Origin of the sequence: Thermostichus lividus PCC 6715 (assembly GCF_002754935.1) — a bacterium.
GTDB classification, from domain to species: Bacteria; Cyanobacteriota; Cyanobacteriia; order Thermosynechococcales; family Thermosynechococcaceae; genus Thermosynechococcus; species Thermosynechococcus lividus.
The window spans coordinates 1,297,992-1,313,115 of sequence record NZ_CP018092.1; the positions used below are offsets into that span (position 1 = coordinate 1,297,992).

A 15,124-nucleotide genomic window follows, 5' to 3' on the forward strand; every position below is an offset into this window, starting at 1 on the left:
GGATGGCCACTATTGACGATCTTAGGTCTGGGTGCCGGCGTTCTAGCAGAACTCCACAAATCTTAGAACCAACGGATTTGCGCTCCCGGTTCCTTGGCGGCGGCGGCTAAGGTCTCTACTGCGGTGGCCACGCTCACCGAGCCGATGTCGCCGTCGGCACGGCTGCGGATACTCAGGGTGTTGCTCTCCACTTCTTTTGCACCCACAATGGCCATGACTGGAATTTTCTGGGTTTCAGCATTGCGAATCTGTTTGCCGAGGCGATCGCCACTGCTATCTACACTGCTGCGTACCCCAACCGCTGCCAACTGCGCCGCTACCCCTGCAGCAAAAGGACGCTGCTCATCGCTAACGGGCAACAGACGCACCTGCTCCGGTGCCAGCCAGAAGGGAAAATCGCCAGCGTACTCCTCAATTAAAATGCCAATCAGCCGCTCTAGGGAGCCAAAGGGAGCACGATGAATCATCACTGGGCGGCGGCGGGTATTATCCTCGGCAATGTACTCTAAGTCAAAGCGCTCTGGCAGGTTATAGTCCACCTGAACCGTCCCCAGTTGCCACTCGCGGCCAAGGGCATCTTCAAAAATAAAGTCTAGCTTGGGGCCATAGAAGGCTGCTTCCCCAATGCCTAAAAAATAATCCATCCCCAGTTGCTCGACGGCCCGTTGGATGGCACCTTCGGCTTTCGACCATGCCTCCTCAGAGCCAATATACTTATCAGAACTCGGATCGCGGAAACTAAGGCGGGCTTTGAATTTATTGAGGTGCAAGCAGCGAAACACCGCCAGAATTAAATCCACAACATTCAAAAATTCGCTATCCAGTTGCTCTGGGGTAACAAACAGGTGCGAGTCATCCACCGTAAAGCCCCGCACCCGCGTCAGCCCCCCTAGCTCCCCGGACTGTTCGTAACGATACACCGTGCCAAACTCCGCAAGGCGCAGGGGTAAATCGCGGTAAGAGCGTAGCTCGCTTTTGTAGATCTGAATATGAAACGGGCAGTTCATGGGCTTGAGGACGAACCCCTGTTCCTGCGCAGCAGCAGCCTCATCCTCAGCCATGAGGGGGAACATATCCTCTTTATACTTTTGCCAATGGCCTGAGGTCTTGAACAAATCGACGCGGGCAATGTGGGGGGTCACAACGGGAAGGTACCCTCGCCGCAATTGCTCCTGCTTAAGGAAGTCTTCGAGGGTGGAGCGCAGAATGGTGCCTTTGGGCGTCCACAGGGGTAACCCTGGCCCGACGGGGTCAGCAAAGATAAACAGCCCCAGTTCTTTTCCCAGTTTGCGGTGATCGCGGCGGAGGGCTTCGGCTTTGCGGCGTTTGTATTCCGCGAGTTGTTCGGGGGTTTCCCAAGCGGTGCCGTAGATGCGTTGCAGTTGTGCCTTGGTTTCGTCACCGCGCCAGTAAGCACCGGCAACACTTTCAAGGGCGATCGCCTTCGGGTTAATGTCGCCCGTATTTTCGACGTGAGGCCCCGCACACAAATCCCACCATTCATCGCCAAGATGGTAAATGGTAATTGGCTCTTGCAGATCTTCAAGAATTTCTAGCTTATAGGGTTCACCCAGTGCCTTGATCCGCCGCCGTGCTTCCTCACGACTCACTTCCTCGCGAATCACCGGCAGGTTGCGTTTGATAATTTTGACCATTTCCTTCTCGATCTGTTTTAGATCTTTTTCACTGAAGGGGTCAGGGTTATCAAAGTCGTAGTAAAACCCATTCTCAATCCACGGCCCAATGGTTACCTGTGCCTTCGGGAAAAGTTTTTGCACTGCCATCGCCAGTATGTGGGAGGTCGTATGGCGAATGCGCTTAATCTGCTCTGATTCACTCGTTTTCGGAAGATGGATAGGCTCAGGGGAAACGTCGTTGGACATAGAAAAGCCGCAGGTGAAGCTTAAGGTAAGACTTCTATTGTATCTTGGGTTTGATAATTTTGACCATTTCCTTCTCGATCTGTTTTAGATCTTTTTCACTGAAGGGGTCAGGGTTATCAAAGTCGTAGTAAAACCCATTCTCAATCCACGGCCCAATGGTTACCTGTGCCTTCGGGAAAAGTTTTTGCACTGCCATCGCCAGTATGTGGGAGGTCGTATGGCGAATGCGCTTAATCTGCTCTGATTCACTCGTTTTCGGAAGATGGATAGGCTCAGGGGAAACGTCGTTGGACATAGAAAAGCCGCAGGTGAAGCTTAAGGTAAGACTTCTATTGTATCTTGGGGGTGCGCGGCACAGCCTTCACGCCTCCCTAGGCGTTGGCACATAATGAATACTCCTGCACCTGCTAAGCGAGGTGGCGGTGTCTTAATTAGTAAGGATTTATAGGATTGATGTGGGCGGGCTAAAACCCCTCCGCTTTAGCGAGGGGATACAGCCAACTCAGGGGGCTTTAGCCCTCTCTATGTGTTAAACTAGAGACGTGGAAAGTAGGCGTATCAACTACGCGAGGAAACATCCTAGTACGGAGAAATCCCGGCAAGTAAGTCACTACCGCTTTGGCGGCAAGCCTAAACCACTGCAAGCAATGGCAGGATGTTGAGCGTATCGAATTGGCTAGTGTTGAAAAGCGCGAAACCACGAACCGAAACATAAACGTAGTCCCAATAGCAGAAATGCTTGAGGTGAGTAGGGGGTCTTTGACTGCCCCCACCCGCATTAAGTTGTGGGTGACAGCTCAAGGGAAAAGCGAAGCAACGCGGCTTCAGCCCGTTGCGTAGCATCCTTTGGGAATCCCCTCTCTTTCAAGGAGGGGAGAAGTCAAAGGGTGCTTCTCCATCACTTGAGAGGTCGTGTCTCCGAAGTGTTCGGAGCTCTCAGTTCCGCCCTTTACCGTACCGCTCAAGATGTATAGCCTCATACCATAGAAACCGCCACTCTTTGACCTCCACCTGTTCCGAGGTGGGGGAATGCGTCGCTAATTTTGTTCAATTAACTCATCAGGCTCGCCGGGAAACCGCTTTCTGCAGCACAATGCTCAGGGTCGTTAGGGCGTAGCTGTTCATCTCTGGCAAGGGGCGTTCTAAGCTATAGTCAATGCGTGAGGGGCAGCTAACCGCTGTTTTGCTTGAACGTCATCAGGGTGCGGGAGTACTATGCTCAAGTGGTTTGACCGCCTAGAAAATCGCCGCTTACTACGCTTTCTACTCCTGTTTGCCCTCGGTTGGATTGGGGTGCAACTCCTCAAATTCTTTGCCACTGTTGTACTGATTTTTCTATTTTCAGCAATTTTGGCCTTTTTGCTCAATTATCCGGTGCGCTGGGTTGAGCGGTATCTCCCCCATACGGCAGCAGTAACACTTGTTTTTTTGGGAGCACTGGCGATCGTTATTGGGGTTGGGTTGACCCTTGGCTTTGGTATTATTGGCCAACTCCAAGAACTTCTGAGTACATTGCCGGATCAGGTGGATACATGGATTAATCTCCTCAACGATATTCAACGCTGGCTAGAGCGTTGGAACCTAGAGATTGACTTTCGCCAAATTGAGTCAGAATTACGCAACTATGCTTTTGCTGGCCTAGAGTTTGGGTTTGGTAAGCTGCAATTTGTCTTTTCACTACTGCTAGAGAGCATTATTGTTGCAGTGATTACGTTTTTTATGCTGCTGGATGGGCAGCGATTGTGGCAGTACCTCCTGAGTTTTTTGCCAGAGCCATGGCAGGAACGGGTGCCCCGCGATTTGCAACGGAACTTCCTCGGCTTCTTTTGGGGGCGTTTTTTGCTCTCTCTGTTTTTTGGTGTATCGGTTTTTATTATCCTTTTACTGCTGCGCGCCCCCTATGCCCTTGCCCTTGCTGCCATTGCCGGAGCCTTTGATCTGATTCCGGGAATTGGCGCCACCCTTGGTATTGCGATTGTGTCTTTGATTTTGCTGCCTAAGGGTCTTGCTCTCAGTTTTAAGGTGCTCGTTGGCTGCATTTTGCTCCAACAGGTGGAAGAAAACATTCTGATGCCCCGTATTATGCGAAACTCGGTGAATTTGAATCCGGTCATCTTGTTTTTAGCCCTGCTTGTCGGGGCAACCCTAGCGGGCTTTGTCGGGGTCTTTCTGGCGATTCCGATTACCGGAACACTTGTCAGCCTATTTAAGTTAGAAGCCTTGCAGGCAGGGCACCAGACACTGCGGCCAAAAACTGCCGCAGATCAGCCGCCAGCCAATTGATCCGCAGATGGTGGTTGCGATCGCCCCCAGACTATTGATATGCTAGGAAAGCTGATCTAATCGCCCCTTGCGACATAGATCGCGCTCACGTATGAACTCGTCTGGTTGGACACCGTCATCATTGTAGGTTGGGTATAGTTGCATGGCTCGATATCGTGGCCCTCGTTTAAGAATTGTTCGTCGTCTGGGTGAATTAGCCGGTTTAACCCGTAAAGCCCCTAAGCGCAGTTATCCTCCTGGTCAGCACGGTCAAGCCCGTAAAAAGCGCTCGGAGTACGCGCTGCGTCTTGATGAAAAGCAAAAACTGCGGTTTAACTACGGCGTGTCTGAGCGGCAGTTGGTGCGGTATGTGCGCAAAGCCCGGCGAGTCAGCGGCTCCACTGGCCAGACGCTCTTGCAATTATTAGAGATGCGCTTAGACAACACCGTTTTTCGCCTTGGCATGGCACCTACCATTCCGGCAGCCCGCCAATTGGTGAGTCATGGGCATATTATGGTGAATGGTCGCAGTGTATCCATCCCCAGCTATCAATGTCGCCCTGGTGACGTGATTACGGTGCGCGATAACGATCGCTCACGACAGCTTGTACAAACCAACTTACAGAATCCTGGCCTTGCCAACTTACCCAGCCACTTGGAACTAGATAAAAACACCCTCACAGGCAAGGTGAATGGCCTTGTAGAGCGGGAATGGGTGGCTCTACAAGTGAATGAACTCTTGGTGGTTGAATACTACTCGCGTAAAGTCTAAGGCGGCGGTCAGCAGCTATGGCGGAAGCCTATCTTCTGGAAAAACTGCGTACCGTTGAGCAAACCTTTACGGAGTTGACGCGGCGTTTGGCAGATCCAGACGTTGCCGTCAACCCCTCTGAGTTCCAAAAAGTGGCTCGCTCACGAGCAGCCCTCGAGGAAACAGTGAATGCCTACCACGAATGGCAAGCCTTGCATCAACAGTTGGCAGATACGCGGCAACTCCTCAAGGACGCTAGCGATGAACCAGAGCTACGGCAACTGGCGGAAGAAGAGATAGCAAACCTGACAGCTCGTATTGCCGAGCTGGAGGAGCGGCTCAAGGTACTACTGCTACCGCGAGATCCCAATGATGACAAGAACATCATGCTGGAAATTCGGGCAGGAGCTGGAGGGGACGAAGCAGGAATTTGGGCGGGAGATTTAGTGCGCATGTACTCCCGCTATGCCAAATCGCAAGGGTGGCAAGTCAACCTTGTCAGCGAATCGCTGGCAGAAATGGGCGGCTTTAAGGAAGCAATTTTGGAGATCAAGGGCGATCGCGTCTATAGCAAACTGAAGTTTGAATCCGGAGTGCATCGGGTGCAGCGGGTGCCCGTTACAGAGGCGGGAGGGCGCGTGCATACCTCTACGGCAACGGTGGCGGTGATGCCAGAAGTGGATGAGGTGGAGGTTGAGATTGACCCCAAGGATATTGAATTGACCACTGCGCGATCGGGCGGCGCCGGCGGCCAAAACGTCAACAAGGTGGAAACAGCGGTTGATCTGTTCCATAAACCAACGGGGATCCGCATTTTTTGTACCGAAGAGCGCAGCCAACTGAAAAATAAAGAGCGGGCTTTTCAGATTTTGCGCGCCAAGCTTTACGAAATGAAACTGCGGGAGCAACAGGAAGCCATTACCTCCATGCGACGATCGCAAGTGGGCACTGGCGATCGCTCCGAAAAAATTCGCACCTATAACTACAAAGACGATCGCGTCACCGATCACCGCTTAGGGCAAAACTTTACCCTGAGCACCGTCCTCGAAGGGGATCTAGAAACGATTATTCAATCGTGCATTAGCCGCGATCAGCAGGAGCAGTTAGCGCGCTTAGCGGCAGAGCAAGCCTAAGGAGAGCTTAGTATGGCTAAATTTGTTGTCTGGGGGCGCTACTGCGAGGATGTCCTTGAGCGCCGTGCCCCCCATCGCCAGGACCACCTAGATGGCCTTGCCCGCCAAAAAGACCAAGGCAGCCTAGTGACCATTGGCCCCACCAAAGATTTACGCTACTTTTTTGCCATCTACACTGCCGAAAGTGAAGAGGCGGTGCGCCAACTCATCGAAGCCGATCCCTATTGGCAGCACCACATCTGGACAGACTATACCATCCACGAATGGATTCAAGCCCTCTAGCGGTTGCGGTAGCGTTGCAGTTCGGTACGCAAGGCCGCAGTTTCTGCCCGCAGATCATCCACAAGGGCTTGCCAGTCCACAGGTTCACTGGCGTGGGGGGAAACAGCTTGGGCTTCCTGCTGCGCCCGCTCCTGAACCTCTTGCATAAACTGATGCAGCCGCTGCTGTTGCTCGGCATCAAACCGCCCAATCTGACTAAGTAGTTCAACAAACAGATGTTGCGCTTGGTCGCGTAGCAGCGTCGCTGTGGCTCGACCTAAGAAAAAAGCATCTAGCGGCGATTGACTCATGGCAGGTTCATTCCTTGGATTCATTACTTCCAACCCCTGAGTGTAACAAAGTTTGCCAATTGCCGACGCTGCGCCCCTACCCTCGCATCCGTCCCTTCATAAGAAAAACTTTCCTCGTTTGATAAGAAAAACTTTCCTCCCCATCTAGACAGATTGTCCCCATCAAAGCATAGGATTATTTCAATTAAATATTTGATTATCATAGCCATAAGTTATGAAAAATTGTCGGACACTCCAGAGTGGTCACGAGGTTGGTTCATAATCCCACAGCTATGAAAAATCTCTACATTAGCGAGTCAACATCTAGTCAACAAAAGGGACAGGAATGCTAGCAAATGTGATTAATCGAGTGCATTTCAGATATTGGCGGGGCGATCTGTTTGGTGGCCTTACCGCTGCCATTGTGGCACTGCCAATGGCTCTGGCCTTTGGGGTGACCTCTGGGGCAGGGGCAACAGCCGGTCTGTACTGTGTCGTATTTCTGGGATTCTTTGCCGCTTTATTTGGCGGTACTCCCACCCTGATCTCAAACCCAACGGGACCAATGACGGTCGTGATTACAGCGGTGATTACCCGCCTGACGAGTGAGTACCCGGAGCAAGGGTTGGCCATGGCCTTTACGGTGGTGATGCTGGCTGGGGGGTTTCAAATTTTATTTGGCCTGCTCCGCCTTGGTAAATACATCACCATGATGCCCTACACTGTCATTTCCGGCTTCATGTCCGGAATTGGCCTGATCATGATTTTGTTGCAAATTGGGCCGCTGCTAGGGCACACGAGTAAAGGGGGCGTGCTAGGAGCCGTGCAGAACCTGCCGGACTTTATTCAGACCATGAACCCAGCAGCGTTCACTCTCGGCCTCTTCACCCTAGCGCTGATTTACTTTACACCACAGTGGCTACGGCGCTTGGTGCCCCCTCAACTGCTGGCGTTAGTGTTGGGGACGCTGCTATCGATGCTGTTCTTTGCCGATGCTGGTTTGGCGCGCATTGGCAAGATTCCCACGGGCTTACCGGAGTTTGTGGTTCCCACGTTTTCTTTGCCTATGCTGAAAACCATGCTGGTGGATGCTGCCATGCTGGGGATGCTCGGCTGTATTGACTCGCTGTTAACCTCAGTGATTGCCGATAGCATTACCCGCACGCAGCATGATTCCGATAAGGAACTCATTGGCCAAGGCATCGGCAACCTCATTTCAGGGCTGTTTGGTGGGTTACCCGGAGCTGGGGCAACCATGGGAACCGTGGTGAATATTCAAGCGGGTGGCCGCACCTGTCTCTCAGGCATGATCCACGCTGTGATTTTGTTGATGGTGGTTCTGTGGGCAGCCCCCTTGACCGCTCCTATTCCTAATGCGGTGCTGGCTGGGATTTTGATCAAGGTGGGGATTGACATCATTGATTGGAATTTCCTCAAACGGGCACACGTCCTCTCGCTGCGAGCCGCCTTCATTATGTATGGTGTGATGCTCCTAACGGTCTTTGTGGATTTGATTGTGGCGGTGGGTGTAGGGGTGTTTATTGCCAATATGTTGACCATCAAGCGGCTGGCGGATCTGCAGTCGGAAGAGGTGAAAGCCATTACCCATGCGGATGATCAAACGCCCCTGACCCCTGAGGAGAAGGAGCTTTTTCGCCGAGGCAAGGGGCAATTGCTGCTATTGCATTTAGGGGGGCCGATGAGCTTTGGGTCGGCGTGGGCGATCGCCCAACGTCAGGCGATTATGGCGGACTATAAGGTGCTCATCCTTGACGTGAGTAGTGTGCCCCTGTTGGGGGTCACCGCCACCCTTGCCATTGAATCCCTCATCGAAGAGGCGCAAAAACATCGGTTAGCTATTTTTGTAGTGAGTGGTTCGGCAAAAGTTCAACAGCGCCTTGAGCGATTCCGAATTTTAGATCGCTTGCCTGCGGATCACGTGGTGAGCGATCGCCAGCAAGCCCTAGAGAAAGCCATTCTGTTCTTGGAGCAACCGGAGCAGTTGCTGGAGGTCTCCACCGGTAGCTACGAGTAGCGAGAAACCGCTGCATTCCCTTGCAAATACCACCGCCATGGAATCTCTTGTCCTTGGGAAATGCCAATACGGCGGGTTTGTACAACGGTGCCCACCACCGCTTGGGGAGGTGGCTCAATCCACAGGCCAGTAGCCTCCCCAAGTACGGTGCCAGACAACTGCCGATCGATGGCTAACAGATGACACAGCTTGCCGGGGCCAGCCGCACTGCGCGCGGGTAAGGTGGGGGTGATCATCTCAAGGGCGCGAATCAGTACCGCACTGGCCACCTGGGGGCGATCGCTCACAATATTGAGGCAGTGATGAATCCCGTAGATTTGGTAAACGTAGATCGTACCCGCGGCAGCAAACATGGGGGCATTGCGAGGGGTTTGGCGATGATAGCCATGGCAAGCGGGATCTCCCGCCATATAGGCTTCTGTTTCTACAATGCGCCCACGGTACATCTGGCCATTGGGGTGCCGCCGTACTAACAGGCAACCAATGAGATCAGGGGCTACCTCTGGGGCTGGCCGGGCAAACCACTCCGGATCAAGGGCGATCGCCACCTTTGGAAACTCCCGTTTACAAACAACGCTCCTCCACAAGTAACTCCGCCAGCAACGCATCGCGCAGGTTGTTGTTTAAGCCCGTCACCATGTAAAGCATGGCTTCGCGGTACAATCGCTGCACCGTATGGTTCAGCAGCACGGCACTTCCCCCAGTCGTAATCATGGCCGCTTGGGCAGCACGAACCGCCAATTGTACCGCCTTTGCCCGCAGTTTGGCATGGTAAGGCGGGTTCAGTTGCCCTAACTCCTGCTGAATGGTGGTGTAAAGGAATTGCCAGCGATCCCACAGGCAAGCATACAACTCCGCAGACTGCGGAAAGGTAGCGAGAACCTGCAAACTGGCGCGGGCACAACCGAGGGGGGCGGCACTGCCTCTGAGCAGTTTTTGGCTGTCTCGCTGCTCAATCCAGTTAGGGTCACCGATGCCGACTACATCCTCAGGCGGAACGAACCAGTCAATAACCTCTGCTTGTACGGTTTGGGTTGAGGGCACGGCTGCTAGGGGTAACGGCAGGGTTAAATGCAAAATGCCGCCGCTGGACTGTTGAGCATTCATCAGGGGCAACAGAGCAAATAACGTCTGCTCACCGGGAAGTTCCGCTGCAACGACCACCATCGTCATGTGCTGAAAGCCGCTTAGCCAAGGAATGTTGCCTTTCAAAAGGTAGCCCTGTGGCAGCGATCGGGCTTTCAAGTCCACATGGTTGTAGCGCAGGTGAGAAAAGCCTACGCCAATCAAGGTTTTGCCCAACATCAAATCACTGAAGTAGGCTTGGGCAACGCTGCTATTCGGGTGCTCCAGAATAATACTGAGGGCAGTTTGGTGCTGCGAAACTAAAAAGGCAAGGGCACCGGAGGCCTCGCCAAGCTTGAGTGCTAAATGCCAAAGAATGGAGGGAGGGCATCCCAATCCACCAACGGCTTCTGGGGGAGCTAACCGGAAAATTCCTAACTCTGCTAGGGCTTGCAAGGCACTGGAGAGCAACGATTTTTGCTGATCTATCCGATTGGCATTGGGGGCAACCTCTGTCTCCAGATAGGTGAGAATCTCCTGTAGAAGAGGCTGGGCGGCCTCTGGAGCCGTATCAACAAAAACCGGTTCGTCCATTGGTCGAGCTAGGGATAGGCCAAATGGGCACGGGGATTGTACGATTCTATCGCGTGAAGCTGACGGTACAGTTCTCGCTCAGCATCACTCAATTGGGGAGGCAGAGTAATGATAATTTCTACCAGTTGGTCACCGCGATCGCCATCGGGGCGGGGATAGCCTTTGCCCGCCAGCCGCAAGCGTTGGCCATTGCGCACCCCTGCCGGGATAGACATTTTCACCCAGCCATCGAGGGTCGGGGCTTCTACCTGACCTCCCAAGGCCGCTTCACTGGGGGTCACCGGCAAGTCACACACAATGTCGTAGCCCTCAAGGCGAAACAACGGATGCGGGGTGACATTAATTTTGAGGTAGAGGTCACCGCCGCCGGTCCCCTGTCCGCGCAGCCGCACCCGCTGGCCTGTGATCATTGCCCGCGGCAGGGTCACTTCTAGGGAGCGGCCATCCCCCAGCCGAATGCGCTCTCGTCCCCCTTCGTAGGCTTTTTCTAGGGGAATTTCTAGGGTGGCTTCAGCGTCGCGGCGGCTCACAGCAGTATAGGCAGTTTTCACTGTCCCAGGTCGAAAATAATCTGTTTCTATAGTAGGGGAACGACGTGGGGGATCCGCAGGGATGGTCGTGGTGCGCGATCGCCGTCCCAAGAGTTGATCTAAAAATTCCTGAAAGTTATCTTCACTCAGGTCAGGATCATCCCTGAGGCTCGTGCCATTACGGCGGTTTGTCGTCCGTTGGGGGCTACGGCTGCGAAACCCCGGCTGTGACCAATATTCGCCGTAGCGATCGTAGTGCTCGCGGCGAGCTGGGTCGCTGAGCACTTGGTAGGCTTCGCTAATGTCTTTGAATTTTTCTTCGGCAGCGCGATCGCCCGGGTTCATGTCTGGATGGTACCGCCGTGCAAGGCGACGGTAAGCCCGCTTAATTTCATCGCTACTGGCGCTCCGATCCACTCCCAAAAGCTGGTAGTAATCTCGAAAATTACGCATTTAAGTTCCTACTTGTCTCTTTCTACCAGTCGTCATCATCCCAATCATCCCATGCCGCTGAGTCACCCCGCTGTTCGTAGCTGCGGCGACGGCTGCTGCGGCTCGGTTGATTCCAGTCCTCATCGGTGTCGTCCAGTTCACGGCGGCGATCGCGCCCACGCACAGCCTCTAAGCCTTTGTTCACAGCCTCTTTGAGGTTCGGCAGCTTAAACAGGTCTTCCTCGTCTTCAGCCTCCTCTTCACTGAGGCGCAGTTCGCGGACAAAGTCGTACAAGCGCTCCTCAAGTGCCGCATAGGTGAGATCAATCTGGCGATCGTCATCATTGCGGATCCCCTCTTGCAGTTGCCGCACCAAGGCTTCAATGGTGCGCCGCTGATTGGCCGCAAACTGATACCCAAACTCTTGGGCGGCTTCGCGAAGCTGACGCTCGGCACGGTTAATGAGATCCTGAGCACGGTTGCGCTTCTGCACGCGATCGCGGCGTTGGCGATCGCCAGCGGCATTGGCTTCCGCATCCAAAAGCATTTGCTGAACCTCGTCCTCTGCCAAGGTCGACGCCCCCTGAATCACCACGCTCTGCTCGCGGCCACTAAAGCGATCCAACGCCACCACCTGCAACAGACCATTGGCATCGAGGTCAAAAGACACCTGAATTTGTGGCACACCGCGCGGCGCAGGGGGAATCCCGGTCAACTTAAAGCGCCCCAGAGACTTATTGTGCTCTGCCAGTTCGCGCTCGCCCTGAACCACATGAATTTCTACTTGGCTTTGATTATTTTCAGAGGTCGAGAAAATATCGGAACGGCGCACCGGAATCGTTGTATTACGCGGAATCAACACCTTGGTGACACCGCCAATGGTTTCCACCCCTAACGAGAGCGGAGTCACATCCAACAGCAGAATATCCTTCATATCCCCGGCCAAAATCCCCGCCTGAATGGCGGCTCCCACCGCCACGACCTCGTCAGGGTTGACATTCTGGCTGGGTTCACGGCCAATCATCTGGCGAACCAGCTCCTGTACCATGGGCATCCGCGTTGCCCCGCCCACCAGTACCACCGCATCAATCTGAGAGGGGGTGAGGAGCGCATCCCGCAGGGCTTGCTCTACAGGAAAGCGCAGGCGCTTGAGCAACTCTTGGCTCAAGCTTTCAAACTGGCGGCGACTCAGGGTTGTTTCAATATGTTTAGGCCCCTCAGCAGTAGCGGTGACAAAGGGAAGATCGATACTCGTTTCTTGCAGCCCCGATAGCTCAATTTTTTGCTTTTTCAGCAGCATCGGTGAGCCGTTGCAACGACTGGCGATCGCGCCGCAGATCAATCCCTTCCTGAGCTAAGAACTCCTCCGCGAGCCAATCCACAATTAACTTATCAAAATCGTTCCCCCCCAGTTGGGAATCACCACTGGTGGCCTTAACTTCAAACACCCCATCGCCAACATCCAGAATGGACACATCAAAGGTGCCACCCCCGAGGTCAAACACTAAAATGGTTTGCTCCTTCTGGCGATCTAACCCGTAGGCCAGTGCTGCTGCCGTGGGTTCATTGATAATGCGGCGCACATTCAAGCCCGCAATTCGCCCCGCATCGCGGGTGGCTTGGCGCTGCGAATCATTAAAATAGGCCGGTACCGTAATCACCGCATCGGTAACTGGCTCGCCTAGGTAGCGACTGGCATCCTCCACGAGCTTGCGCAGCACCATAGCAGAAATTTCCTCCGGTGCAAACTCTTTTTGCAGCCGCGGACACTTGATGCGCACTTTACCCGATTCATCCCGCCGGATAGTGTAGGGCACCCGCTTCAATTCTTGGCTCAGTTCAGCATAGTCACGGCCAATGAATCGCTTCACCCCATAAAACGTGTTTTGGGGGTTGAGCACCGCCTGTCGCCGCGCTAATTGCCCCACCAGACGCTCATTATCCTTAGCAAAGGCGACCACGGAGGGAGTGGTACGGGATCCTTCCGCATTGGCAATCACAACGGGTTTTCCCCCTTCCAGTACAGCAACGACGGAATTGGTTGTTCCCAGATCAATGCCAACAATTTTGCCCATGCCGTTTGAACGACTCCGCACTGGTTAGAATAAATGAATAGCGTTATGGTAGCGGATTATTTACCCTTTGTTACGCTTCTTCGATTGTACGAGATCTACTCAAGAGGGTCAGAATCGCCCCTTACCCCCGCTTTGCATTCTGCCACCGCTACACCTGAGTGTCCCTCGTGGTCAAAATTCGTTAGCCTATTGCTGTTTGCTGCCAACTCTGAGGTTAAGATGGCAGGCAAGAGGTTTAAGCGCAAGCATACCGAACTGTTGCTAAGCCTAATTCCGAGAAGGAGATCACCCTATGCTACACCGCAAGCTTTATCAACTCTACACCGATGGCCAAGAAGTCTGGATTTACTTGCGGGATCAACAGCGCCTCATTGATCGGGCGCGGATTGTCGATATTGAGGGCAATGTCGTAACCATTCGCTACGAAACCGATGAAGACGATGAAGTATGTGCATGGGAGGAAATTGTCAATATCGAGAGTATTGGTTCTATTTCCCGTCGCTTAGCGGCGGTTCCACGGGGGTATGCTGACCTGCCGGTGGCGGAGGAGTGCCCGGAGGCGGAGCAATTGCCCAAGCAGTCGTCGGAAACAGAACACGAACGCTAGCGTGTCCCAAGGCTGCCCTTGATCTATGCGCTGCGATTCTGTCCCCTTGGCTGATGCCACTGCTACCGATGCCCTCTACATGGAGCGGTGTCTGCAACTGGCTGAGCAGGCGCGGGGGCACACCTCCCCCAATCCGTTGGTGGGCTGTGTAATTGTGGCAGCGCAGCGCATTATTGGTGAAGGATTTCACCCCAAAGCAGGGGAACCCCATGCTGAGGTGTTTGCACTGCGGAGTGTGGCAACCGGCGATCGCCCCTTACTCACGGATGCCACCCTCTACGTGAACCTAGAGCCGTGCAATCATTATGGCCGCACCCCTCCCTGCACCGAGGCGATTATTGCCGCAGGCATTCCCCGGGTGGTGGTGGGGATGATTGACCCCGATCCACGGGTGGCCGGCTCCGGGATTGAACGCCTACGGGCTGCGGGGATTGCGGTGACAGTGGGGGTATGTGAAGCGGCCTGTCAACGGCTCAATGAAGCCTTTGTGCATCGGGTGCGTAACGCGCGCCCCTTTGGTATTCTCAAGTACGCCATGACCCTTGACGGCAAAATTGCCTCCAGTGCTGGCCATAGTACTTGGATTAGTGGGGAAGCCGCGCGAGCCATGGTGCACCAACTGCGTGCTGAATGTGATGCCATCATCGTTGGCGGCAATACCGTACGGCGGGATAACCCCCACCTCACCTCCCGCCATCCCCATACGCCGCTGCGGGTGGTGATGAGCCGTCATCTGGATTTGCCCCTAGATGCCTACCTGTGGCAAACGGATGCTGCGCCTACCCTAGTTGTTACTACGGCTCCAGCGGATCATCCCCTAGTGCCGCACTTACAGGCTTGTGGGGTTGAGGTGGTTTGCCGGCCAGTGCTCACCCCAACAACGCTGATGAAGGAGCTGTACAACCGCGGGATCATGACTGTGCTGTGGGAGTGCGGTGGTTCCTTAGCCGCAGCAGCGATCGCCGAGGGGATGGTGCAAAAAATCTGGGCGTTTATTGCTCCGAAAATCATTGGGGGTACCAGTGCCCCCGTTCCTGTGGCAGATTTGGGTCTCCAGAAAATGAGTGAGGCACTCTGCCTTGAGGAAGTAACATGGCAAACAGTGGGGCAAGATATTCTGGTGAGTGGCTACCTCCCAAAATCTGCTGCGCCATAGCCATTGATCACGCCTGCTCATGCAATCATCACTGCAACCTAGGCTCAAAA

Annotated in this window: 12 protein-coding genes and 2 pseudogenes; 7 read left to right on the top strand and 7 right to left on the bottom strand. The window is 54.0% G+C overall.

The genetic code is table 11. The features are described 5' to 3' along the window. Positions 1-62 precede the first annotated feature (62 nt). Positions 63-1,883 (bottom strand): threonine--tRNA ligase, encoded by a 1,821-nt coding sequence (gene thrS / locus BRW62_RS06510; RefSeq protein WP_099798770.1) that lies wholly within the window; start codon positions 1,881-1,883, stop codon positions 63-65. A gap of 40 nt (positions 1,884-1,923) precedes the next feature. After that, positions 1,924-2,178 (bottom strand): annotated as a pseudogene (locus BRW62_RS06515) (threonine--tRNA ligase); the annotation flags it as partial. Positions 2,179-3,098: 920 nt separating this feature from the next. Here BRW62_RS06515 and BRW62_RS06520 point away from each other — a divergent pair. The 4 genes from BRW62_RS06520 to BRW62_RS06535 all read left to right on the top strand — a co-directional run bounded on the left by BRW62_RS06520 (position 3,099) and on the right by BRW62_RS06535 (position 6,311). Continuing rightward, the gene (locus tag BRW62_RS06520; RefSeq protein ID WP_099798771.1) at positions 3,099-4,166 is read left to right on the top strand and encodes an AI-2E family transporter; all 1,068 of its coding nucleotides are present in this window, start codon (positions 3,099-3,101) and stop codon (positions 4,164-4,166) included. A gap of 142 nt (positions 4,167-4,308) precedes the next feature. After that, positions 4,309-4,917 (top strand): 30S ribosomal protein S4, encoded by a 609-nt coding sequence (rpsD, locus tag BRW62_RS06525; protein WP_099798772.1) that lies wholly within the window; start codon positions 4,309-4,311, stop codon positions 4,915-4,917. Between the two features lie 17 nt (positions 4,918-4,934). Then, positions 4,935-6,029 (top strand): peptide chain release factor 1, encoded by a 1,095-nt coding sequence (prfA, locus tag BRW62_RS06530; protein ID WP_099798773.1) that lies wholly within the window; start codon positions 4,935-4,937, stop codon positions 6,027-6,029. Positions 6,030-6,041: 12 nt separating this feature from the next. Next, positions 6,042-6,311 (top strand): YciI family protein, encoded by a 270-nt coding sequence (locus BRW62_RS06535; protein WP_099798774.1) that lies wholly within the window; start codon positions 6,042-6,044, stop codon positions 6,309-6,311. Here the strand turns inward: BRW62_RS06535 and BRW62_RS06540 are convergent. After that, a complete protein-coding gene (locus BRW62_RS06540) occupies positions 6,308-6,601 on the bottom strand; it encodes a DUF6825 family protein (RefSeq protein ID WP_198406200.1) in 294 nt (97 codons plus the stop codon). The genes BRW62_RS06535 and BRW62_RS06540 overlap by 4 nt on opposite strands. Positions 6,602-6,926: 325 nt before the next feature. Between BRW62_RS06540 and BRW62_RS06550 the strand changes: the two genes are divergently transcribed. Continuing rightward, entirely contained in the window at positions 6,927-8,615 is a 1,689-nt protein-coding gene (locus BRW62_RS06550; RefSeq protein ID WP_099798777.1) for a SulP family inorganic anion transporter, read from the top strand. Here BRW62_RS06550 and BRW62_RS06555 read toward each other — a convergent pair. The 4 genes and pseudogenes from BRW62_RS06555 to dnaK form a co-directional block, all read right to left on the bottom strand. After that, complete coding sequence (locus tag BRW62_RS06555) at positions 8,606-9,163, bottom strand: DNA-3-methyladenine glycosylase (RefSeq protein ID WP_227517633.1); 558 nt, start codon at positions 9,161-9,163, stop codon at positions 8,606-8,608. The genes BRW62_RS06550 and BRW62_RS06555 overlap by 10 nt on opposite strands. Positions 9,164-9,179: 16 nt before the next feature. Continuing rightward, positions 9,180-10,274 carry an acyl-CoA dehydrogenase family protein gene (locus tag BRW62_RS06560; protein WP_099798779.1) on the bottom strand — a complete coding sequence of 365 codons (1,095 nt, stop codon included), beginning with the start codon at positions 10,272-10,274 and terminating at the stop codon, positions 9,180-9,182. 8 nt (positions 10,275-10,282) lie between these two features. Continuing rightward, positions 10,283-11,257, bottom strand: a complete 975-nt coding sequence (locus BRW62_RS06565) for a J domain-containing protein (RefSeq protein WP_099798780.1) — start codon at positions 11,255-11,257, stop codon at positions 10,283-10,285. 22 nt (positions 11,258-11,279) lie between these two features. After that, positions 11,280-13,311: pseudogene (gene dnaK / locus BRW62_RS15175) on the bottom strand (molecular chaperone DnaK). 292 nt (positions 13,312-13,603) lie between these two features. Here dnaK and BRW62_RS06575 point away from each other — a divergent pair. Together BRW62_RS06575 and ribD are read left to right on the top strand one after the other, a co-directional pair. After that, positions 13,604-13,918 (top strand): DUF6679 family protein, encoded by a 315-nt coding sequence (locus BRW62_RS06575; RefSeq protein ID WP_099798781.1) that lies wholly within the window; start codon positions 13,604-13,606, stop codon positions 13,916-13,918. 25 nt (positions 13,919-13,943) lie between these two features. Further along, positions 13,944-15,074: a bifunctional diaminohydroxyphosphoribosylaminopyrimidine deaminase/5-amino-6-(5-phosphoribosylamino)uracil reductase RibD gene (gene ribD / locus BRW62_RS06580; RefSeq protein ID WP_099798782.1), complete on the top strand. Its 1,131-nt coding sequence runs from the start codon at positions 13,944-13,946 to the stop codon at positions 15,072-15,074. Positions 15,075-15,124 lie beyond the last annotated feature (50 nt).

Excerpts from the sequence above, each read along its gene's own strand:
- BRW62_RS06565 (WP_099798780.1), bottom strand. The coding sequence starts at position 11,257 with ATGCGTAATTTTCGAGATTACTACCAGCTTTTGGGAGTGGATCGGAGC.
- BRW62_RS06535 (WP_099798774.1), top strand. The coding sequence starts at position 6,042 with ATGGCTAAATTTGTTGTCTGGGGGCGCTACTGCGAGGATGTCCTTGAG.
- prfA (WP_099798773.1), top strand. The coding sequence starts at position 4,935 with ATGGCGGAAGCCTATCTTCTGGAAAAACTGCGTACCGTTGAGCAAACC.
- thrS (WP_099798770.1), bottom strand. The coding sequence starts at position 1,883 with ATGTCCAACGACGTTTCCCCTGAGCCTATCCATCTTCCGAAAACGAGT.
- BRW62_RS06520 (WP_099798771.1), top strand. The coding sequence starts at position 3,099 with ATGCTCAAGTGGTTTGACCGCCTAGAAAATCGCCGCTTACTACGCTTT.
- ribD (WP_099798782.1), top strand. The coding sequence starts at position 13,944 with ATGCGCTGCGATTCTGTCCCCTTGGCTGATGCCACTGCTACCGATGCC.
- BRW62_RS06540 (WP_198406200.1), bottom strand. The coding sequence starts at position 6,601 with ATGAGTCAATCGCCGCTAGATGCTTTTTTCTTAGGTCGAGCCACAGCG.
- rpsD (WP_099798772.1), top strand. The coding sequence starts at position 4,309 with ATGGCTCGATATCGTGGCCCTCGTTTAAGAATTGTTCGTCGTCTGGGT.
- BRW62_RS06560 (WP_099798779.1), bottom strand. The coding sequence starts at position 10,274 with ATGGACGAACCGGTTTTTGTTGATACGGCTCCAGAGGCCGCCCAGCCT.
- BRW62_RS06550 (WP_099798777.1), top strand. The coding sequence starts at position 6,927 with ATGCTAGCAAATGTGATTAATCGAGTGCATTTCAGATATTGGCGGGGC.
- BRW62_RS06575 (WP_099798781.1), top strand. The coding sequence starts at position 13,604 with ATGCTACACCGCAAGCTTTATCAACTCTACACCGATGGCCAAGAAGTC.